16 protein-coding genes are annotated in these 19,825 nt (G+C 59.9%); 6 read left to right on the top strand and 10 right to left on the bottom strand.

Translation table 11 applies throughout. From position 1 onward, the window contains the following. Both AKL25_RS24780 and AKL25_RS20220 read right to left on the bottom strand, forming a co-directional pair. A partial coding sequence (locus tag AKL25_RS24780) for a hypothetical protein (protein WP_157050713.1) occupies positions 1-90 on the bottom strand: 90 nt, incomplete at its 3' end. A gap of 142 nt (positions 91-232) precedes the next feature. Further along, positions 233-1,387 carry a sigma-54-dependent Fis family transcriptional regulator gene (locus AKL25_RS20220; RefSeq protein WP_050479517.1) on the bottom strand — a complete coding sequence of 385 codons (1,155 nt, stop codon included), beginning with the start codon at positions 1,385-1,387 and terminating at the stop codon, positions 233-235. 216 nt (positions 1,388-1,603) lie between these two features. On the opposite strand from AKL25_RS20220, the gene AKL25_RS20225 reads away from it, so the two are divergent. Further along, the gene (locus tag AKL25_RS20225) at positions 1,604-2,557 is read left to right on the top strand and encodes a LysR family transcriptional regulator (protein ID WP_050479519.1); all 954 of its coding nucleotides are present in this window, start codon (positions 1,604-1,606) and stop codon (positions 2,555-2,557) included. On the opposite strand, the gene AKL25_RS20230 is transcribed toward AKL25_RS20225, so the two are convergent. From AKL25_RS20230 to AKL25_RS20250, 5 genes are all read right to left on the bottom strand, one after another. Then, positions 2,544-3,506 carry an alginate lyase family protein gene (locus tag AKL25_RS20230; protein WP_205627282.1) on the bottom strand — a complete coding sequence of 321 codons (963 nt, stop codon included), beginning with the start codon at positions 3,504-3,506 and terminating at the stop codon, positions 2,544-2,546. The genes AKL25_RS20225 and AKL25_RS20230 overlap by 14 nt on opposite strands. A 247-nt stretch (positions 3,507-3,753) precedes the next feature. Continuing rightward, the gene (locus AKL25_RS20235) at positions 3,754-4,551 is read right to left on the bottom strand and encodes an SDR family NAD(P)-dependent oxidoreductase (protein ID WP_050479520.1); all 798 of its coding nucleotides are present in this window, start codon (positions 4,549-4,551) and stop codon (positions 3,754-3,756) included. A gap of 13 nt (positions 4,552-4,564) precedes the next feature. Further along, complete coding sequence (locus tag AKL25_RS20240; RefSeq protein WP_050479521.1) at positions 4,565-5,335, bottom strand: SDR family NAD(P)-dependent oxidoreductase; 771 nt, start codon at positions 5,333-5,335, stop codon at positions 4,565-4,567. A gap of 72 nt (positions 5,336-5,407) precedes the next feature. Then, positions 5,408-7,294, bottom strand: coding sequence for a TRAP transporter large permease (locus AKL25_RS20245; RefSeq protein ID WP_050479589.1), 1,887 nt, complete (start codon positions 7,292-7,294; stop codon positions 5,408-5,410). Between the two features lie 12 nt (positions 7,295-7,306). After that, on the bottom strand, positions 7,307-8,344 hold the full coding sequence (locus AKL25_RS20250; RefSeq protein WP_050479522.1) for a TRAP transporter substrate-binding protein: 1,038 nt from the start codon (positions 8,342-8,344) through the stop codon (positions 7,307-7,309). 502 nt (positions 8,345-8,846) lie between these two features. Between AKL25_RS20250 and AKL25_RS20255 the strand changes: the two genes are divergently transcribed. The 4 genes from AKL25_RS20255 to AKL25_RS20270 all read left to right on the top strand — a co-directional run bounded on the left by AKL25_RS20255 (position 8,847) and on the right by AKL25_RS20270 (position 12,824). Further along, positions 8,847-10,022 carry an acetyl-CoA acetyltransferase gene (locus AKL25_RS20255; RefSeq protein ID WP_050479523.1) on the top strand — a complete coding sequence of 392 codons (1,176 nt, stop codon included), beginning with the start codon at positions 8,847-8,849 and terminating at the stop codon, positions 10,020-10,022. Positions 10,023-10,192: 170 nt separating this feature from the next. Further along, positions 10,193-11,797 carry an acyl-CoA synthetase gene (locus AKL25_RS20260; RefSeq protein WP_205627283.1) on the top strand — a complete coding sequence of 535 codons (1,605 nt, stop codon included), beginning with the start codon at positions 10,193-10,195 and terminating at the stop codon, positions 11,795-11,797. Next, on the top strand, positions 11,794-12,360 hold the full coding sequence (locus AKL25_RS20265; RefSeq protein ID WP_050479526.1) for a PCC domain-containing protein: 567 nt from the start codon (positions 11,794-11,796) through the stop codon (positions 12,358-12,360). The genes AKL25_RS20260 and AKL25_RS20265 overlap by 4 nt, the downstream gene beginning before the upstream one ends. After that, entirely contained in the window at positions 12,360-12,824 is a 465-nt protein-coding gene (locus AKL25_RS20270) for a PPC domain-containing DNA-binding protein (RefSeq protein WP_050479527.1), read from the top strand. Before AKL25_RS20265 ends, AKL25_RS20270 begins: the two co-directional genes overlap by 1 nt. Before the next feature lie 917 nt (positions 12,825-13,741). Here AKL25_RS20270 and glcF read toward each other — a convergent pair. Genes glcF through AKL25_RS20285 form a run of 3 tightly spaced genes read right to left on the bottom strand, consistent with a single transcriptional unit; the run spans position 13,742 to position 17,553 of the window. Then, entirely contained in the window at positions 13,742-14,983 is a 1,242-nt protein-coding gene (gene glcF / locus AKL25_RS20275; RefSeq protein WP_050479529.1) for a glycolate oxidase subunit GlcF, read from the bottom strand. Positions 14,984-14,988: 5 nt separating this feature from the next. Continuing rightward, entirely contained in the window at positions 14,989-16,062 is a 1,074-nt protein-coding gene (gene glcE / locus AKL25_RS20280) for a glycolate oxidase subunit GlcE (protein ID WP_050479530.1), read from the bottom strand. Positions 16,063-16,065: 3 nt separating this feature from the next. After that, complete coding sequence (locus tag AKL25_RS20285; protein WP_050479531.1) at positions 16,066-17,553, bottom strand: FAD-linked oxidase C-terminal domain-containing protein; 1,488 nt, start codon at positions 17,551-17,553, stop codon at positions 16,066-16,068. A gap of 515 nt (positions 17,554-18,068) precedes the next feature. Between AKL25_RS20285 and AKL25_RS20290 the strand changes: the two genes are divergently transcribed. After that, positions 18,069-19,778: a ShlB/FhaC/HecB family hemolysin secretion/activation protein gene (locus tag AKL25_RS20290; protein ID WP_083444812.1), complete on the top strand. Its 1,710-nt coding sequence runs from the start codon at positions 18,069-18,071 to the stop codon at positions 19,776-19,778. Positions 19,779-19,825 lie beyond the last annotated feature (47 nt).

Raw genomic sequence — 19,825 nt, forward strand, 5'->3', positions numbered from 1 at the left:
TGCATGGCCTTGCGAACCGTAGCCGATGATGGTCACGTTCTTGTTCTTGATCAGGGACAGGTCTGCGTCTTTGTCGTAAAAAACTTTCATAATCTTCCTAAATCTTCCTCAATGTCGGAGCGGAGCTCTTCTGTTTTGTAATGGGTATGCCGTCGCTCTGCGTTTCCGCGTCAAGCGACAGCGACTATATGTGCAGCACGGATTTCAATCAAGCGGCAAATCGCGTCGCAGATCAGGCCACGGCGTATGCAGGCATCGCCTGATCGCGCACGTGCGGAATATCCAGCTGACGCAATTTTCGATACAGCGAGGCGCGGCACATTCCCAGTTGCCGCGAGGCGGCGGAAATGTTCCAGCGGCTGCCGACCAGCGCATCGATAACGCGCGTACGCTCGTCCCCGAGCGGGCCGCCGGGTTGGCGAGGAAGGATATCGGCAGCACCGGCTTGTGGCACGATGCTGCGAATGTTGGATCCTGAGTTAGATACTGAGTTGGAGGCTGAAACAGCATTCAGCCCCGCAAAATGAGGGGATGCGGGAAGCGATGTGGAAAACGACTCCATCAGCTCTTCCGGCAAATCGGCGACTTCAATCCGGTCGCCGTTCATGACGGCGCAGCAGTAGCGGACCACGGCGTGCATCTGGCGCAGATTGCCCGGCCACGGATAAGCCAGCATCTGCTGCAAGGCCTGCGGCGCAAGGATGCGCTCGTCAACGTAGTTGCCATCGTCTCGCCCCGGCATTTCGTCGGCGATCATCTGCATGATCAGCTCGCGCCTGTCGGCGCGTGTACGCAGCGACGGCAAGCGCAACACGCCGCCGGCGATGCGGTAATACAAATCTTCGCGGAAGCGGCCCTGCGCCACCAGCGTCTTCAGGTCCTGATGCGTGGCGCAGATCAGATGCACGTCGACCGGCACCGGATGCGCCGCGCCCAGCGGAATCACTTCGCGCTCCGACAGCACGCGCAGCAAACGCGTCTGCAACGAAAACGGCATGTCGCCGATCTCATCGAGGAACAGCGTACCGCCGTCGGCCTGCTGCACCTTGCCTTTCATGCCGCCCGGCAGCGCGCCCGAAAACGCGCCTTTGCAGTAGCCGAACAATTCGCTCTCGGCCAGGCTCTCCGGAATCGATGCGCAGTTCACCGCCACCCAGTTGGCGGCGCGGCGTGCGCTGTAAGCATGCAGCGCGCGCGACAAATATTCCTTCCCGGTGCCGGTTTCGCCGAGGATCAAGATGGGAATGTTCTTGTCGATCAGGCGCTTGCCGCGCGCGACCAGGTCTTGCATCTGCGGATCGCTGCCACAGAGTTCATCGAGTGAGCGATAGCGTGCGCTATTGACATATCTGCGCGCCGTAGCGAGGTCTACCGTGGATGTCGGCATGATTTGTCTCCTGTCTATGAACTGCTTTTTCTTATGTGGCGTCTATCTCGGTTCGTGGCCGGTCGCGCCTTTGAAATTCTCTTCGCCGCGGTCGAGGCGACACAAAATTTCTATGAGCCAGTCGCAAGTAAGCTGACTCTGCGGCAAAGAATAGCCAGCTTATCTGATAACTTCCAATACAATATAGACATACAATTAATACCTTAAAGGTATCAGATGATCGAACTGCGCCACCTCACCTATTTCCGCACCGTAGCAGAAACCCTGCATTTCGGACGCGCCGCCGAGCTGTTGCATATCTCGCAACCGCCCCTCACACGGCAGATTGCGGCGCTGGAGAAGAAGCTCGGCGTGCAATTGTTCGATCGCAGCAAACGCAGCGTGCAGCTGACCGAAGCGGGCAAACATTTCTACCGGGACACTGCTGAAATTTTTCATGCACTGGAGCGCGCCAGGCGCAATGCCGTCAGCACCGGCGCAGGCAAGAGCGGCGCGCTGCTGGTCGGCTTCATGATGTCGACGGCGTATAACATCCTGCCGTCGGTCACGCGCCATTATTCGGCCAATTATCCGGAGGTCGACATGCGCCTGACCGAGCATGTGCCCAACCTGCTGGCGGTGGATATCAAGGAAGGAAAGCGCGACGTCGGCATCATGTATCGCCCCGAGGATTGCAGCGGACTGGACAGCCGCACCATCTTTTCCGAGCCGCTGGTGGCGGTGCTGCCGAAGAATCACCGGCTGGCTTCACGTGAAAAGATTTCAGCCAGAGATCTGGCCGACGATCCCTTCGTCAGCATCCCGCGCGCGATTGCGCCGGTGGTGTACGACCTGATCGTCAATTGCTGCCTGGCCGCCGGCTTCCGCCCGCGCATCAAGCTGGAAGCCAACCTGCAGCAAACCATCGTCAACCTGGTCGGCGAAGGCCTGGGCGTGGCGATGGTGCCGAACTCGATGCAGGCCATGCATCTGGAAACCACGGTCTTCAAACCGCTGACCGATGCGCCGGTAGTGGAAGTCGCGGTGATCTGGAACAAGGACAACCGCAATCCCTGCATCCAGACTTTCGTGGAGACGGCGGAAGAAGTGTGGAGCAATCTGCGGCAGGCCCAGCACAATGCAGCGACGCCTGCCGTCGCTGCAAGAAAACGCAAGATCAGCCGCCCTTGAGCGAACTGAGCACCAGCCGCAGACGTGCAGAATTGCCTAGCCGGCGCGCCAGTTCGGCGCAGGCCGGATCATAGGCGGCAGCCAGCTCCATCAGCGGCAAGGCGTTTTTCGGATCATAGTCGGCGCCAATCTCATGTCCCTTTTCATGATTGTCGGAACGCGCCTTGTCGAACGGCACCCGGCTGCCGGCGAACTCGGCATGCGTCTTCTCTCCGCGGACATACGGCAGCAACCACGCAACGCTGTTGGCGACCGAGGCGCCGTTGGGCGCTTGGCAATGATAGAAATCCTCGCCGTCTTCAGCGAACGCCAGCGCCAGACTCACCAGCGGACGCAGGTCGTAGACGTGATACGACAAGGCATCGCGCTCGATGAAATCGATGCTTTCGCCGCCGGGACGCAGGTTATCGCCGATCTGCGCGCGAAACCCCTGTTTGGCGTAGCCGATCAATTTGGCATCGCCCAAGGCGTAACCGATCAGGCCGACCAGTTTCAGACGATGGCTATGCCAGTTGTTGGTGGCAGTCGGCTTGCCCATGACACGCGACGCGATCTCGGCATTTGCAATGCTGTGCATCCAGACATCAATACGGTCGCGCGTGGCCGCAGGTAAATCGGCGCGAACGATGCGATACCCGAAAATCGCCGGTTCCAGCCCGGTCTCATCGATAGGCTGACCGCTGGGCCGATTGCGTCCGGCCCAGGCGTCGAGGAATTCGCCTGCACGCCCGGCATAGCGGGCGTCGCCGCTCACCTTGTAGGTCACGGCGAGGGCCTGAATCTTGTCCATGTCCTTCAGGCCGGCAGAAGTTTTTTCCTTGATCGCGTCGCCTTGCAGGCGACCGCCGGTGGACAAGGTCGCCACCGGCTGCGGCGGCGCAGCCAAGGCTTCGTCAGCGATGCGCCGTTGTGCTGCCATGGCCTGCCGCACGACGGGATCGCTTTGCATGCCCGAGCGCAATCGCTCCCACTGCGCACTTGTCGGCCACAACGTTTGGGCGGACGCAAACGGCGCCATCAACACGAACAACAAAGCAGATGCAAACAGAGAAAAACGACGGGAGCGGTAGCCAGGCATGCAATCACCAGTCAAAGGAAACGTGACCGGATATTACAACCCGTTCCCTTTGACCGCGCACGGCAAGTTACCTTTCGTCACACCTGCTTCGCGACCGGCGTTTCATCGGGTGAAGCGCTCAAACGCATTTGAGGCTCAGACCGCCGTCGACGATCAGATCCACGCCGGTGACATAACGCGCCGCATCCGAGGCCAGGAACAAGGCCGCATGCGCCACATCCCAGGCATCGCCCATGTGCCCCATCGGGCATTGCTCATGACGCTTGCGGCGCATCTCTTCGATGTCGCCGCCGTAAGAGGCTTTCAACGGCTCGCGGATCATCGGCGTGTCCATCAAGCCCGGCAGCACGCAGTTGGCGCGAATGCCGAGCGGCGCGTATTGCATGGCGATGTTCTTGGTCAGCGCCAGCATCGCCGCCTTGGACGCCGAATAGGCGACGTAAGGAAAGCCCACCCAGCGGATCGCCGCCAGCGACGAGATATTGACGATGGCGCCCTTCTTTTGCTTCTCCATCACCGGCAAGACGTGCTTGCAGGTCATGAAGACGCTGGTCTGGTTGATGGCGATGACGCGGTTCCAGCTCTCTTCGCTGGCTTCGACCGGACCGCCGGTTTCGGCGATGCCTACGTTGTTGTGCAAGACGTCGATGCGGCCGAAATGATCGAGCGCGGCTTGCACCATGGCTTCGATGTCGGATGTTTTGGAAACGTCGGCGGCGACCACTTCGCAGATCCCGCCTTCGCTGCGGATCAGGTCTGCAGTGACCTGCGCCGCTTCCAGATTGCGGTCGACGGCCAGCACGCGCGCACCTTCGCGCGCATACAGCACGGCGGCGGCCTTGCCGTTACCCCAGCCTTCGCCGACCGAACCTGCGCCGCTGACGATGACGGACTTGTCTTCCATTGCGCGTGTCATGGCGATGCTCCGTTCAGATGTCGAGGATGCCGGCGGCCACGAAGCCGCCATCCACCGGCACCACGTGCCCGGTGATGTAAGAAGAATCGTCGGCGGCCAGGAAAGACACGGCAGCAGCGATTTCGTCGGTGCTGCCGTAGCGATGCATGGGCACACCGTCGGTGAAGCTCTTGCGCGTTTCCGGTGAATGCACGGCTTGCGTCAGCGGCGTGTCGACCGGACCCGGCGCGACGCTATTGACGGTGACGCCGGATCCGGCGAGTTCAATCGCCATCTGCTTGGTCAGGCCGATGACCGCTGCTTTCGACGTGCCGTAAGCGGTGCGGCCGGTGCCGGCGCGGATGCCGGAAACGGAAGAGATATTGACGATGCGGCCCCATTTCCTGCGCACCATCATGCGCGCAGCATGCTGGCCGCACAGCATGACGCCGGTGACGTTGATGTTCATCGTCAGCAGCCAGTTGTCGAGCGGGTAGTCGAGGAAGGGAAAGGTCTTGGCGACGCCGGCATTGTTGACCAGCACGTCGCAGCGGCCATAATCTTTTTCGACGTTGGAGAAAGCGGCGGCGATCGACTCCGCCTTGCTGACATCCATCGCCAGCGGCGCAGCCTTGCCGCCGTCGGCGTTGATCTTGTCGGCAGTGGCCTTGGCCGCCTCCAGATTGATGTCCGAGACCAGTACGGTGTAGCCGTCGCGCGCCAGGCGCTGGCAAATTGCGGCGCCGATGCCCATGGCTCCGCCCGTCACGAGCGCCACGCGGGCGCCGCTATCATTTTGGTTCATGTTGTCTCCGTGAGGATGGCGGCTTGCGGAGGAAAGGTGCAAGCCGCCGTTTTTAGATTTTGTTTTTGTTAATCAGTGTTCCAGGAAACCGATGGAAATCCACGGCACCGCAGCCACCACCAGCAGCGCCACCACCAGCGCCGCCAGATAACTCCAGACGCGATTGAAGACCTTGTCCGGCGACACCTTGCCGATCGCGCAGGCGGCATAGAAGCCGACGCCGAACGGCGGTGCAAACAGGCCGATGCCCATCGCCAGGATCACCACCATGGCGTAATGCACGTCATGGATACCGAGTGAACGGGCAACCGGGAACAGCAGCGGCCCGAACAGCACGATTGCCGGAATGCCTTCCAGGATGCTGCCCAGCACGATGAAGATGACAATCGTGATCAGCAGGAAACCCATGCCGCCGCCGGGCACGCCTTGCATCAGCGCCACCAGCTTGGCCGAGAAGCCCGACTGCGTCAGCGCCCACGCCATCGAGGTGGCCATGCCGATGATCAGCAGAATGGCGCCCGACAAGGTCGCCGCTTCCACCAGCATCGGATAGATGCGCTTGAAGTCGAGGTGCTTCATGAAGGCGTGCATGATCAGGCCGACAATGATCGTATAGGCCACGCCGATGGTCGCCACCTCCGTTGCCGTCGCCACACCTTCGATCACCGCCACGCGGATCAGCATCGGCAGGGCCAGTGCGGGAATCGCGGCAATGAAGGTCTTGCCGATCACGCCGATGGTGGCGCGCTTCACATCCGGCATCGGTTCGCGACGCGCGCGGAACCAGCAGATGACGCCGATCGCAATCGTGGCGATCACCGCCGGCATCAGGCCGCCGATGAACAAGGCGGTGATCGATACGCTGCACACCGCGCCGATGGTGATCAGCACCAGGCTGGGCGGAATCGTTTCGGTCATGGCGCCCGAGGACGACAGCAAGGCCACCAGCTCTTCCGGCTTGGAGCCGCGTTTCTTCATTTCCGGGAACAGCGCCGGGGCAATCGCGGCCATGTCGGCGGCTTTGGAACCGGAGATACCCGACACCAGGAACATCGCGCCCAGCAGCACGTATTGCAAGCCGCCGCGTACATGGCCCAGCAGCGCCGCCATGAAGTCGATCAGGGTTCGGGCAAGGCCGCTGATTTCCAGCAGCGAACCGAGCAAGACGAACAAGGGCACCGACAGCAGGATCAGGCTGGACATGCCTTCGTCCATGCGGCTGACCACAATCATCATCGGCGCGCCGGTGGCGATCGTCAGATACGCCATCGTGGCCGTACCGAAGGCAAACGCAATCGGAATCCCGCCTGCCACGCAGACACCGATCAGCAGCACGAAGAACACGATCAGGTTGTAGTTGCCCATCGCCAGCAAGGCCGGCTTGGCGATCCACAGCACAGCGCCGATGACCGCCACGACAGCAACCGCGGACAGCACCTGCTTGATGCTGGAACGGCTGGCCATGCGCGCAATCGCCGCCAGGAACATCAGGATCGCGCCGACCGGCAAGGCCGCCGCACGCAAGCCGTCGGGGATTTCCAATGCAGGCGTGGTGATCGCCATCTGCTCGGACGCATGGTCGACGGCAGGATGGATGATCATCAGCACAAAGATGCAAACGATCAATGCCGCCACGGTTTCCAGCCAGATGCGCCACTTGTCAGAGAGCCGGTTGACGATGGCGGTCAGGCGCATGTGTTCGCCCCGGTCCAGCGCCAGCACCGCACCCAGCATCGACAGCCAGATGAACAGCGTCGAGGCCAGTTCGTCGGACCAGATCAACGGATCGTGCAGCGCGTAGCGGTAGATCACGCCGGCCAGCAGCACCGCGGTTTCCACCACTACCAGTGCGGCCGCAACGGCGGCGACAACGTGCATCACGCCGCGATTGACGCCCGCCAGCAGTCGCGCCAGCGGGTTGCTCGGCGCCGATGCAGAAGGCATTCTCACTTCGGTCATCGCCGCGTCCATTTACGCCAACTTTCCGGTGTATTTCTCCAACAGCGCCCAAGGTTCATCGCCGAACTTCTTGTGCCACTCGGCGTAGAAACCGGCGCTGCGCAGCTTGGCGCGGAAGGCTTCGTTGTCGGTGTCGTTGAAGGCCAGACCCTTGCCCTTCATTTCGGTCGCCAGCGAATCGTTGAGCGCCTTGACGTCGGCGCGCTGCTTCATGCCGGCTTCGTTGACGTTGCGGGTAACGATTTCCTGCAGGTCTTTCGGCAGACGCTCGAAGGACTTCTTGTTGGCGAGGAACCAGAAACCGTCCCACATGTGATTGGTCATCGAGCAGAATTTCTGCACTTCGTACAGCTTGGCGGTCGAGATGATCGCCATCGGGTTTTCCTGGCCTTCGACGATCTTGGTCTGCAGCGCGGAATACACTTCAGCGAAGTTGATGCTGGCCGGCGCCGAATCGAAAGCGCGGAACATCGAGGTCCACAGCGGGCTCGGCGGCACGCGCAGCTTCATGCCCTTGAGGTCTTCCGGCTTGTTGATCGGACGGGTGCTGTTGGTGATCTGGCGGTAGCCGTTGTCCCAGATTTTTTCAAAGGCGAAGACGGTCGACTTGGCGTCGATCTGCTTGCGCACGTGCGCGCCCAGCTCGCCGTCCATCGCGGCCCAGACCTGGTTGTAATCCTTGAAGGCGAAACCGACGCCACTGATCTGCGCAGCCGGCACCAGCGTGCCCAGGATCAACGGCGACAGTGTGAAGAAGTCGACCGCACCCGAGCGCACCTGGCCCAGCGTGTCGGTATCGTTGCCGAGCTGATTGTTCGGATAGACCTGGAAGTCGATACGGCCCTTGGATTCGGTCGCGATCTTGGCGGCCATTTCTTTGGCGCGCAGGTTCATCGGATGGGTCGCCGGCAGGTTGTTGGCGTACTTCAGTGTGAACTCGGCAGCGGCAAATGCCTGGGTCGACATCATGCCGGTGGCAGCGGCGGCCGAGGCAACGGAAACAGTCTTCAAAAAACGACGGCGAGTGATGCTGGCAGTTGGGTTACCCATCTGTTTGTCTCCTGATTTTAGTTTTGGTTAATTTATGTTGCCGATTTATGTTGTCGATACTAGTAACGACTAATTCAGCACTGCTTATGCGTACCAGAGCAATTTGGATGCCAAGTCGTCGATTGTCTCCGCAGACTTGCGCGCCCCTCCCTGAAGTCGGCATTGCAAGCACATTCTCTGCGATAAACGCCTGCTTCGACAAGGGATGTAAGTGCGATATATGGTGTTTATTTTCCTGCGACACCTGTCGCATGCCTTATACAGTTGCCATACACTTGTCATCGGCTCATATGGCAAATTCATCCCGCAGCGCAGCAAATTCAAAGCCGTCCGCGACGTGCTATGTTTACCGCCATCACGGCCCGCAAACCGCGTCATTGCGGGCCAGCCACGCCCGGCCGACACCATAAAAATCAACGCTAGCGAGACAGCGGCGGGCTGAAAAAATCGTGGCATCGTTTTTGCATATTGCTGTTCCAACACACTCTTTTCAGGAACCCAAATGACCGCACCTTCACCCTGCATCACCGGCTGGAACCACTCCCAATTCGGCAAACTCGACGGCATCGATCCGGAGGCGCTGATCGGCCAGGTCGCCAAGGCCGCCATCGAACACGCCGGCCTGACGCCGGAAGACATCGGCTCCATCCATATCGGCACCTTCAACGGCGGCTTCCTGTATCAGGACTTCCCGTCCTCGCTCGTCGTCAACACCCTGCCTGCGCTGCGCTTCAAGCCGGCCGTGCGCGTCGAAAACGCCTGCGCCACCGGTTCCGCGGCCATCCACTCGGGCATGCAATCGATCCTGTCCGGCCAGGCCAAGCATGCGCTGGTGATCGGCTTTGAAAAAATGACCGAGCTGGCCACGCCGCAAGTCGGTGAAGTGCTGCTCAAGTGCTGCTACGCCAAGGAAGAAGCCGGCATCCCCGGCGGCTTTGCCGGCGTGTTCGGCAAGATCGCGCAAGCCTATTTCGAGCGCTACGGCGATCAGTCGGACGCGCTGGCCGCCATTGCCGCCAAGAATCACAAGAACGGCATGAGCAATCCTTACGCCCACATGCGCAAGGATTTCGGCTTCGACTTTTGCCGCAATGTGTCGGAGAAGAATCCTTTCGTCGCCGGTCCGTTGAAGCGCACCGACTGCTCGCTGATCTCGGACGGCGCCGCCGCAATAGTGCTGAGCGCCGCCGATGTCGCCAATACCATGCAACGCGCCGTGACCTTCCGCGCCGCGGTGCACGTCAACGATTTCCTGCCGCTGTCGCGCCGCGACCCGACCCGTTTCGAAGCCGGCACGCTGGCATGGCAACAGGCCTTGAAACAAGCCGACCTGAAACTGCTGGATCTGTCCCTGGTGGAAACCCATGACTGCTTCACGATTGCAGAGTTGCTGGAATACGAAGCCATGGGCCTGGCCGAACCGGGCCAGGGCGCGCGCGCCATCCTCGACGGCGTGACCGCCAAGAACGGCCGCCTGCCGATCAATCCATCCGGCGGACTGAAATCCAAGGGCCATCCGGTCGGCGCCACCGGCGTGTCGATGCACGTGATGGCGGCGATGCAGGCCAGCCATGATGCGGGCGACATGCAGATTCCGAATGCGCGCTATGCGGGCGTGTTCAACATGGGCGGCGCTGCGGTGGCGAATTACGTGAGCATTCTGGAACGCGTGCATTGATCAATCACGTTCCAAAGTATTCATGTCATTCCAGCGAGGGCTGGAATCCGGTGTCGTGACAAACGCAGATGACGATACTGGGTCCCAGCGTTCGCTGGGACGACAGCAATAGATGCAGCAAGCAATACCAGTAGTACAGACCCACATAAAAAATACACACGAGCGAGACGATGTTAACCAAAGTAATGAACCTGGGGCGCCTGCTATCCGACGTCGCCCGCCGCTTTCCCGACGAACCCGGCCTGATCATCGGCGACGGCACGCCGGACGGCAAAGGCGACAAAATCGCCACCTGGAAACAGATCAACGACCGCGTCGACACCCTCGCGCACTCCCTGCAAAAGCTGGGCGTGAGCAAAGGCGACAAGATGCTGGTCCATTCGCGCAACAACCTGCAGATTTTTGAAAGCGCCTGGGCGGCCTTCAAGCTGGGCATGGTCTGGGTGCCGACCAATGTGCGCATCACGCCGCCGGAAGCTGCGTATCTCGGCCAGTCGAGCGGCGCCAGCGTGATGCTGTACGACCGCGGTTTCGCCAACTACGTCGACGCGGTCAAGGAAGTCTCGCCAGCGCTGAAACATATCATCGCGCTGCAAGACCCACGCGCCGGCGAACTCGATTTCGAGACGCTCGCCACTGCGACCGGCGCCCATCAGCCTTTCGATGAAGTCGAGGTCGATTACGACGACCCGCTGTGGTTCTTCTACACCTCCGGCACCACCGGCCATCCCAAAGCCGGCATGCTGTCGCACGGCCAGATGGCTTTCGTCGTGACCAATCACCTCGCCGACCTGCTGCCCGGCCTGACGCACCAGTCGCGCTCGCTGGTGGTGGCGCCGCTGTCGCACGGCGCCGGCATCCACGCCGTGGTCAACACCGCGCGCGGCGCCGCCAGCATCCTGCTGTCGACCGAACGCCTGGTGCCGGAAGAAGCCTGGCAACTGGTGCAGCGCCACCGCGTCGACAACATGTTCACCGTGCCGACCATCGTCAAGATACTGACCGAAGACGAATCGGTCGACCGCTACGACCACAGCTCGCTGAAGCACGTCATCTACGCCGGCGCGCCGATGTACCGCGCCGATCAGGTGTATGCCCTGAAGAAACTCGGCAAGGTGCTGGTGCAGTATTACGGTCTCGGCGAAGTCACCGGCAACATTACCTTCCTGCCGCCGTACATGCACGAAGCGGACGACGCCCATCCGAAAGCGCGCGTCGGCTCCTGCGGCATGCCGCGCACCGGCATGGAAATCGCCATCCTCGACGACAGCTGCAAAAAACTCAAAGCCTTCGAAACCGGCGAAATCTGCGTACGCGGCCCGGCCGTGTTCATGGGCTATCACAACAATCCGGACGCCAACGCCAAAGCCTTCAAGGGCGACTGGTTCCACACCGGTGACCTCGGCCACGTCGACGAAGACGGCTTCCTCTACATCACCGGCCGCTCGTCCGACATGTACATCTCGGGCGGCTCCAACGTCTATCCGCGCGAGATCGAAGAAGCGCTGCTGACGCATCCGTCGGTGTCCGAAGTCGCCGTGCTCGGCGTGCCGGATCCCAAGTGGGGCGAAAGCGGCATCGCCGTCATCGTCGCCAAATCCGGCCAGCAGGCCGACGGCGATGCACTGCTGTCGCATCTGGAGAGTCGCATCGCCAAATACAAATGGCCGCGCCGCTTCGTGTTCTGGGAGACCATGCCAAAATCCGGTTATGGAAAGATTGTCAAAAAGCAGATCAAAAGTTTGCTTGAGGAGAAAGGTGACTATCGCTTATGAAAATTTCCAACAAGTCCGCCGACGGCCATCCGGGCTTTGTCGAGGTACGCAAGTTTCTTCACGCCGGCCAGCAGAGCTACCCGCGCACGCTGGACCTGGAAGCCAATCCGGCGGAAGAATTACGCATCACGCTGCAGCCCGGCACCAAAGTCGGCGAGGCCTTGCGTGAGGTGCTAAAACGCTACGGCCAGCGCGGCGGCGTCGGCCGCATGTGCGGCGGCACTGCGCGCAAGCTGCATTACCATCGCATCGAAAACACCCGCGACGCCAACCGCCCGTATGACTACGGTCCGCCGCATGTACTGGAAGGCGTGATCACCTTCGTCACCGGCGCGATCACGGTCGGCCAGAATCAGGAAGGAAAAATATTATTGCACTGCCACGCCGGTTTTCTCGACGGCGATGGAACGATACACGGCGGGCATTTATTGCTCGACACGGTGGAAGTGGGCGACGATCCGCTCATCATCCGCCTGTGCTTGTTTTCCCAGGGCGCTTTCGTCGTCAACAGCGATGAAGAGACGCTATTCAGTCTATTGCATCCGACACCCATGGAATCATGATGACGACATCGACACTGACAAAAAACACAGAGACACTTACACACGACAACGATATTCAGGTAGAAGAAGGCACACTGGGAAAACTGGTGATGGCCCGCCTCAAACCCAACCAGGACCTCACCGAAAGCGTGGAAGCGCTATGCCGACAATACGGCATGCAAACCGCCATCGTGCGCGGCGCCATCGGCAGCCTCATTGATGCGCATCTGGAATACGCGACGCCGACCGGCTGGCGGGAGATGGAGATCAACGGGCCGGGGGTGGAGATTCTCAATGTCTTTGGCGAGATCGGTTTTGGTGACGGCAAGCCGCATGCGAATCCCTTGCAGGGGGTGGTGGCGGATGTGGAGGGGAAGATTTTTGCGGGGCGTTTTGTGAGGGGGAGCAATCTTTCGTTTATTACGATTGAGATTACTTTGCAGGAGTGGATTCCTAAGCAGGTGCAGCGGGTGATGCATGCTTGAGGTTTGGGGTTGATTCGCTCTGGTGGATCGGTTGGATGGAAGCGGCTCTTTGGGGTCGCTTTTTTATTGGGGCATTTTTTCAATCATCTTTTTTGTGTAGCTTCGATGTTTCTCTCTTCGGACAACCGTGCCGGGGGTAGCCCGGCAGCTACTCACTTTTCTTGCTCCGCCAAGAAAAGTAAGCAAAAGAAGGCGGCCGCGGTTCGTAGCCCCCTTCGGGGGTTCCCGGCGCCAGCAGGCGAAAATCGGGAAGGGAAAACAACTCGCTTCGCTCAGACATTTTTCCCTTCTTTTTCCGATTTTCACCTGCTGACACCGGCTACTCTCAAGCGGACTTCCAGACTAGCTCGCTGCGCATCGCCAGGGGACAGGGGTGTTTTTTACTTCTCCGGCCTCTTTAGCTTTGTCGTTCCAACGAAAGTTGGAACCCAGTGTCGTGACTGAGTTTGAAGATGCGCTGACGCCACTGGGTCCCAGCGTTCGCTGGGACGACGCATTAAAAAGAGAGATGAAGTTTGGACGCCCAAGGAATCTGAAACACGATGCCGCAGGCGAGTACCCCCCTGGCGAGGCGAAGCGAGCCAGTCCGGCAGTTCCGCTTATGAGCTGCCGTTGGTGACATGCACAAATCGGAAAAAGAAGGGAAAAATGTCTGAGCGCAGCGAGTTGTTTTCCCTTCCCGATTTGTGCTTGGCACCAACGGGGACCCCGAAGGGGCTGCGAATCGCGGTCGCCTTTCTTTGCTTACTTTCTTTGGCGAAGCAAAGAAAGTGAGCGGCTGCCGGGCCGCCCCCGGCAACCCAAGGTTGATCGAAGAAAGAAAAGAATCACTGATCCACAGCAAGCAAGTCGGAACAAAACACCAGAAATAAAAAAGCCCCGCAATTGCAGGGCCTTCATTCAATCATCATGCAACCTCAAGCCCTAGCCAACGCCGCATCCAACAACTCAATCCAATGCCTCACCGGCGTATCCGTCCCCGACTGCAAATGCGTCAGACACCCGATATTCCCCGACACAATCATGTCAGGCTGAGTAGCCTGCAAATTATCCAGCTTGTTGTCCCGCAAACGATAAGACAGCTCCGGCTGCAACACCGAATACGTCCCCGCAGACCCGCAGCACAGATGACTGTCGGCACACAGCTTGACGTCGACGCCGGCGCTGCCGAGAATCTGCTCCACCTTCCCGCGTATCTTCTGCCCATGCTGCAAAGTGCAAGGCGGATGATAAGCAACCCGCTTGCCGATCTTGCCCTTGAGCTTGCCAGCCAACTCAGCCTCGAAGTCCGGCAAAATCTCGCTGATATCGCGCGTCAGTTGCGCAATCCGATGCGCCTTGGCAGCATACGCAGCGTCGTGCTGCAGCAAATGACCGTACTCTTTAACGGTGGCGCCGCAACCGGAAGCATTCATCACAATCGCTTCCACCGTAAATCCAGCCGAGCCGTCGACATACGGCCACCACGCATCGACGTTGCGGCGCATGTCGTCGAGACCGCCGTCCTGGTCGTTCAGGTGATAGCGGATCGCGCCGCAGCAACCCGCTTTCGGCGGCACGATCAGTTCGACGCCGAGCGCATCGAGCACGCGCGCGGTGGAACTGTTGATGTTGGGCGACATGGCCGGTTGCACGCAACCGTCGAGCATCAGCATCTTGCGTGCGTGCGTGCGCGTCGGCCATTGTCCGGCCTCCTGTTTCGGCGGCACCTTATTTTGCAGCTTTTGCGGCAACAACGGACGCACCAGCTGGCCTGCCTTCATCGCCGGGTTGAACAACCACTTGTTCGGCAACAACGTCTTCAAAGTCGTACGCACCAAACGTTGCGCGAATGGACGCGGAACCTGATCTTCGACCACCTTGCGGCCGATATCGACCAGGCGGCCGTATTGCACACCGGACGGGCAAGTCGATTCGCAATTGCGGCAGGTCAGGCAACGATCCAGGTGCGATTGAGTGGCGGCAGTGGCCTGCTTGCCTTCCAGCACTTGCTTGATCAGGTAGATGCGGCCGCGCGGGCCGTCGAGTTCGTCGCCCAGCAATTGGTAAGTCGGGCAGGTCGCAGTACAGAATCCGCAGTGCACACAGGAACGCAGGATGGCGTCGGCCTCTTTGCCTTCAGGGGTGTCGCGGATGAAATCGGCCAGATTGGTTTGCATAGGATTTAGAATTCCGGATACATGCGACCGGGATTGAAGATACCGGATGGATCGAAGGAGGCTTTCAGGTTGCGATGAATCTTGGCGACTGCGGGTGCGAGCGGATGAAACACGCCGACGCTCTTGTCGCCGCCGCGATACAGGCTGGCGTGACCGCCTGCTGCAACGGCCGTAGCGCGGATGCTTTCCGCGCTGTTTTCTGCGTTTGTATCGCCGCGATACCAGCGCTGTGCACCGCCCCACTCGATGAGCTGCGTACCGCTGAGCGCCAGAGGCTGGGCCACCGATGGCAAGGAGATGCGCCACAACGGCGCCGCCGTATCAGCAAAGAATGCGTGACTCTGCTCGCGCAGATCGCACCAGAAATCGTCGCCGTTGCTCAGCTCCGTCCCACCCAGTTTTTTCTGCGCAGCGTCGACGGCCGCCTGCGCACCCGACAGACGTATCGTCAACACGCCGTTGACCCAGGCGCTGGCCGACACCGGCAACGGCTGGCCGCCCCATTCGTTGAGCAGACGGATCGCGTTGGCCTCGTCGACTTCGAACACGCGCGTGCTACTGGCAAACGGCTGTGGCAATACCTTGAGCGAAACTTGCAGGATCAGGCCCAGCGTGCCGAGCGAACCGGTCAGCAGGCGCGAGACGTCATAGCCGGCCACGTTCTTCATGACCTGTCCGCCGAAGTGCAGGACTTGTCCTTGCGCATCCATCAAATCGGCGCCCAATACGAAGTCGCGCACAGATCCGCTGAACTGGCGGCCCGGTCCCGACAAACCCGCCGCAACCATGCCGCCGACGGTCGAGGCGCCGCCGAAGCGCGGCGGCTCAAATGCCAGCACTTGATTATTAGCTGCCAGCGCAGCATCGATCTCCGACAGCGGCGTGCCGCAGCGCGCAGTGATCACCAGTTCGGTCGGCTCGTAGTCGATGATGCCGCTGTAGGGGCGCGTGTCGAGCACTTCGCCGCGCAGCGCCTGGCCGTACCAATCCTTGGTGCCGCCGCCGCGGATCTGCAGCGGCGTGGCGCTTGCCGTGGCCGCGACGATGCGTTCTTTGAATGCTTGCAGTGTCTGTTCCATGCGTTAAAACCTTGGCAAATCTGGGAATTTGATCTGACCGCGCTGCACGTGCATCTTGCCGTACTCGGCGCAACGGTGCAGCGACGGGATCGCCTTGTCGGGGTTGAGCAGAAACGCCGGATCGAAGGCGCGCTTGACCTTGAAGAAGGCTTCGCGCTCTTCCGGCGAAAACTGCACGCACATGGAGTTGATCTTTTCGATGCCCACTCCGTGCTCGCCGGTGATGGTGCCGCCGACTTCGACGCACAGTTCCAGGATCTCGGCACCGAACAATTCGGCGCGGTGGAATTCATCCGCCAGATTGGCGTCGAACAGAATCAGCGGATGCAGATTGCCGTCGCCCGCATGGAACACATTGGCGCAGCGCAGGCCGTACTTGCCTTCCATTTTGGCGATACCGAGCAAGACTTCCGCCAGCTTCTTGCGCGGAATGGTGCCGTCCATGCAGTAGTAATCCGGCGAAATACGGCCCGCCGCCGGAAAGGCGTTCTTGCGGCCCGACCAGAAGCGCAGGCGCTCGGCTTCGGATTGCGACACGGCGATGGCGGTGGCGCCGCTGGCGTTGAGCACTTCGCTCATGCGACCGATTTCTTCTTCGACTTCTTCCGTAGTGCCGTCCGATTCGCACAGCAGGATCGCCTCGGCGTCGATGTCGTAGCCGGCCTTGACGAAAGGTTCGACCATGCGCGAGCTGGTCTTGTCCATCATCTCCAGCCCGGCCGGAATGATGCCTGCCGCGATCACATTGGCGACGGCGTTGCCGCCCTTCACCACGTCGTCGAACGAGGCCATGATCACGCGCGCCTGCTGCGGCTTGGGCACCAGCTTGACGGTAACTTCGGTGACGATGCCGAGCATGCCTTCGGAACCGATGAACACCGCCAGCAGATCGAGGCCAGGGGCATCGAGACCGGCATTGCCGAGTTCGACCACGTCGCCTTCGATGGTGACCACGCGCACGCGCAAGACGTTGTGTACGGTCAGGCCGTATTTGAGACAGTGCACGCCGCCGGAGTTTTCGGCGACGTTGCCGCCGATGGAACAGGCGATCTGCGAAGAAGGATCGGGGGCGTAGTACAAACCGTAAGGCGCGGCCGCTTCCGAGATGGCCAGATTGCGCACGCCGGGCTGGACCACCGCGGTCCGCGAATACTTGTCCATGCTGACGATCTTGTTGAACTTGGCGGTCGACACCACCACGCCGTCGGCGATCGGCATCGCGCCGCCCGACAAACCGGTGCCGGCGCCGCGCGGGACGATCTGGACTTTCAGGTCATGACAAGCCTTGAGAATGGCGACAACCTGCGCTTCGTTCTCGGGCAGCACGACCACCATCGGCAACTGGCGATAGGCGGCAAGGCCGTCGCACTCGTAAGGACGGGTGTCTTCTTCGTCGAACAGCACGCAATGCGGCGGCACCGCCGCTTTCAGCGCGGCAACCACCTCGCGCTGGCGGGCAGGAGAAAATAAGGGAGCAACTGGGGCGTTCATGCGTGACCTCGTTTGGCTTTGGGCTGGGACGCGGCGATGACGGGTAGTTTTAGTGTCGGCTTATGGTCGCCGATATTGAATGCTTGTCTCGCTATTGTCTTCGCAATGCCTGAAGTGTAGCGAATTTCGACACCGGATAGCGAAAAGCGTGGTCAGGGCGCACTGAAAAGAATTCACGGCGCTGAATGAATAACTTTCAGGAGGCTCTTCCTTTACCATCGCCACAGCATATATCGCCTCAATTCATGCGTCGATCCCATTTCCGTAGTACCGCCAAGACAACAACAATAAGCGGGTCGATATACATCAGCGCTTTAACATTTCTACAGATATCCCTGACTATCGATCGACGCTCCTGAAAACTCGCGCCAGAAGCCTGGCGGTAAAAAATATACGATTATTTTTTCTTTGGCGTTTAATCTTTTCTGACTTCCTTCTTTTTTCGACTATTCCTGTAGCCACCCTGCCAGCGGCTTTCTACACTGTCGCTCGCCATCGAAAAAAGGGAATAGTTCATGCAAAGCAACGCACCACGCTTGCTCAGCAGCGTCGTCACGCTGCTGATAGCCGGATCCGTCCAGGCACAAACCACAGGCGCCGACATTGCCGCCAGTCAAGAGCAATTACAGCAGGAACGCGATCGTCTGCTGCGTCAGCAACAGGAGCAGACACCCGATGTGCGCTTGCCGGCACCGAGGAAAACGGATGCGTCAGCCCCCTTTCCTGTAGAAGAGTCGCCTTGCTTTCCTATCACTCGCATCAACCTGACGGGTGAAGCCACCGAACGATTCGAGTTTATATTGAGCAGCGTCACAGGAAAAGACGGGGCGCTTGGTCGCTGCCTGGGAACGGAAGGCATCAATACCGTTATCGCTCGCCTGCAGAATTCGCTCATCCTGCACGGCTATACCACTACGCAGGTGCGCGCTGCACCACAAGACCTCAAGACCGGCGAACTGGTTCTGACCATCCTTCCCGGCCACGTGCGCCATATTCGTTTTGCTGCCGACGCCGACCCGCGCGGCACAGCCTGGAATGCCCTGCCGATCAACGAGGGAGAGATCTTCAATTTGCGTGATATCGAACAAGGTTTGGAGAATTTCAAACGCGTACCGACAGCGGAAGCCGACATCCGGATTGCCCCTTCTGAAACGGCGGGTCAACCCGGCGACAGCGATCTGATCATCCACTACCGACAGAATTTTCCATTTCGCCTGAATATCTCGCTGGACGATGGCGGCTCCAAGGCTACCGGAAAATATCAGGCCGGCGGCACGCTGTCTTACGATAACTGGTGGACCCTCAACGATTTGTTTTACGCCAACTGGAATCGCAGCCTCGGGCAGTATGGCAATCAGGGAGTCCACAGTTACACGGTTCATTACTCGATACCCGCCGGCTACTGGACACTAGGCGGCACCCTGTCCGGCAGCCGCTATCACCAGCAAGTCGCCGGTGCCAATCCGGAAAATGCTGTTATTTACAGCGGACAAAGCGAGAATGCAGAACTAAAATTGTCCCGACTGATTTACCGCGACGCCGTCCGCAAGACCACACTTTCTATCAAAGGACTGTTGCGCAGCTCTCGCAATTTCATCGACGACACCGAGGTCGGGCCACAACGTCGCCAGTCCAGCGCCGTGGAAGCAGCCATCAACCATCGCGAATTCATCGGCAACGCCACCGTCGATGCCAGTCTCGCTTATCGACGCACATTTGATAAACAAGGAAAAGAACCAGAATTCATGGTCGACCTGCCGCAACTGGCGACACGCTACGGCCTGTTCCTGGCCGACGCCAATATCAATGCACCGTTCCAACTCTCGGATCAGCGCCTGCGCTATAACGGCACCGTGCGTGCGCAATGGAATCGTGGAGCATTACCGTCCCAAGACCAGTTCGCCATCGGCAGCCGCTACACTGTACGAGGCTTCGACGGCGAACTGATTTTGCAAGCAGAGCGCGGCTGGGTGATGCGCAATGAATTGGCGCTGGCATTGGGCCAGAGTAACCAGGAACTGTATGCTGCCATTGACGCCGGACAGGTCAGCGGCCCCTCGGCGCAGTACTTGATCGGCGAACGCCTGGCAGGTGCAGCGATCGGCTTGCGTGGCGCACTTTGGAAATCTGGCTATGAAGTTTTTATTGCCACTCCGATCAGGAAGCCCGAGGGATTCCGGACGGCAGCGGTTACAGGCGGTTTCAGCATCAATCTTTCATTCTGAAGTCGTTGCCCCCCTTCATTTCCGACACAGTTGCACTATGCGAGTAC

Source organism: Herbaspirillum rhizosphaerae (genome assembly GCF_001189965.1).
Classification (GTDB): domain Bacteria; phylum Pseudomonadota; class Gammaproteobacteria; order Burkholderiales; family Burkholderiaceae_D; genus Herbaspirillum; species Herbaspirillum rhizosphaerae.

Coding starts and splice junctions, on each gene's coding strand:
- AKL25_RS20250 (WP_050479522.1), bottom strand. CDS start 8,344: ATGGGTAACCCAACTGCCAGCATCACTCGCCGTCGTTTTTTGAAGACT.
- AKL25_RS20235 (WP_050479520.1), bottom strand. CDS start 4,551: ATGACACGCGCAATGGAAGACAAGTCCGTCATCGTCAGCGGCGCAGGT.
- AKL25_RS20260 (WP_205627283.1), top strand. CDS start 10,193: ATGTTAACCAAAGTAATGAACCTGGGGCGCCTGCTATCCGACGTCGCC.
- AKL25_RS20285 (WP_050479531.1), bottom strand. CDS start 17,553: ATGAACGCCCCAGTTGCTCCCTTATTTTCTCCTGCCCGCCAGCGCGAG.
- AKL25_RS20230 (WP_205627282.1), bottom strand. CDS start 3,506: ATGCAAAGCGATCCCGTCGTGCGGCAGGCCATGGCAGCACAACGGCGC.
- AKL25_RS20245 (WP_050479589.1), bottom strand. CDS start 7,294: ATGACCGAAGTGAGAATGCCTTCTGCATCGGCGCCGAGCAACCCGCTG.
- AKL25_RS20240 (WP_050479521.1), bottom strand. CDS start 5,335: ATGAACCAAAATGATAGCGGCGCCCGCGTGGCGCTCGTGACGGGCGGA.
- AKL25_RS20220 (WP_050479517.1), bottom strand. CDS start 1,387: ATGCCGACATCCACGGTAGACCTCGCTACGGCGCGCAGATATGTCAAT.
- AKL25_RS20255 (WP_050479523.1), top strand. CDS start 8,847: ATGACCGCACCTTCACCCTGCATCACCGGCTGGAACCACTCCCAATTC.
- glcF (WP_050479529.1), bottom strand. CDS start 14,983: ATGCAAACCAATCTGGCCGATTTCATCCGCGACACCCCTGAAGGCAAA.
- AKL25_RS20270 (WP_050479527.1), top strand. CDS start 12,360: ATGACGACATCGACACTGACAAAAAACACAGAGACACTTACACACGAC.
- glcE (WP_050479530.1), bottom strand. CDS start 16,062: ATGGAACAGACACTGCAAGCATTCAAAGAACGCATCGTCGCGGCCACG.
- AKL25_RS20265 (WP_050479526.1), top strand. CDS start 11,794: ATGAAAATTTCCAACAAGTCCGCCGACGGCCATCCGGGCTTTGTCGAG.
- AKL25_RS20225 (WP_050479519.1), top strand. CDS start 1,604: ATGATCGAACTGCGCCACCTCACCTATTTCCGCACCGTAGCAGAAACC.
- AKL25_RS20290 (WP_083444812.1), top strand. CDS start 18,069: ATGCAAAGCAACGCACCACGCTTGCTCAGCAGCGTCGTCACGCTGCTG.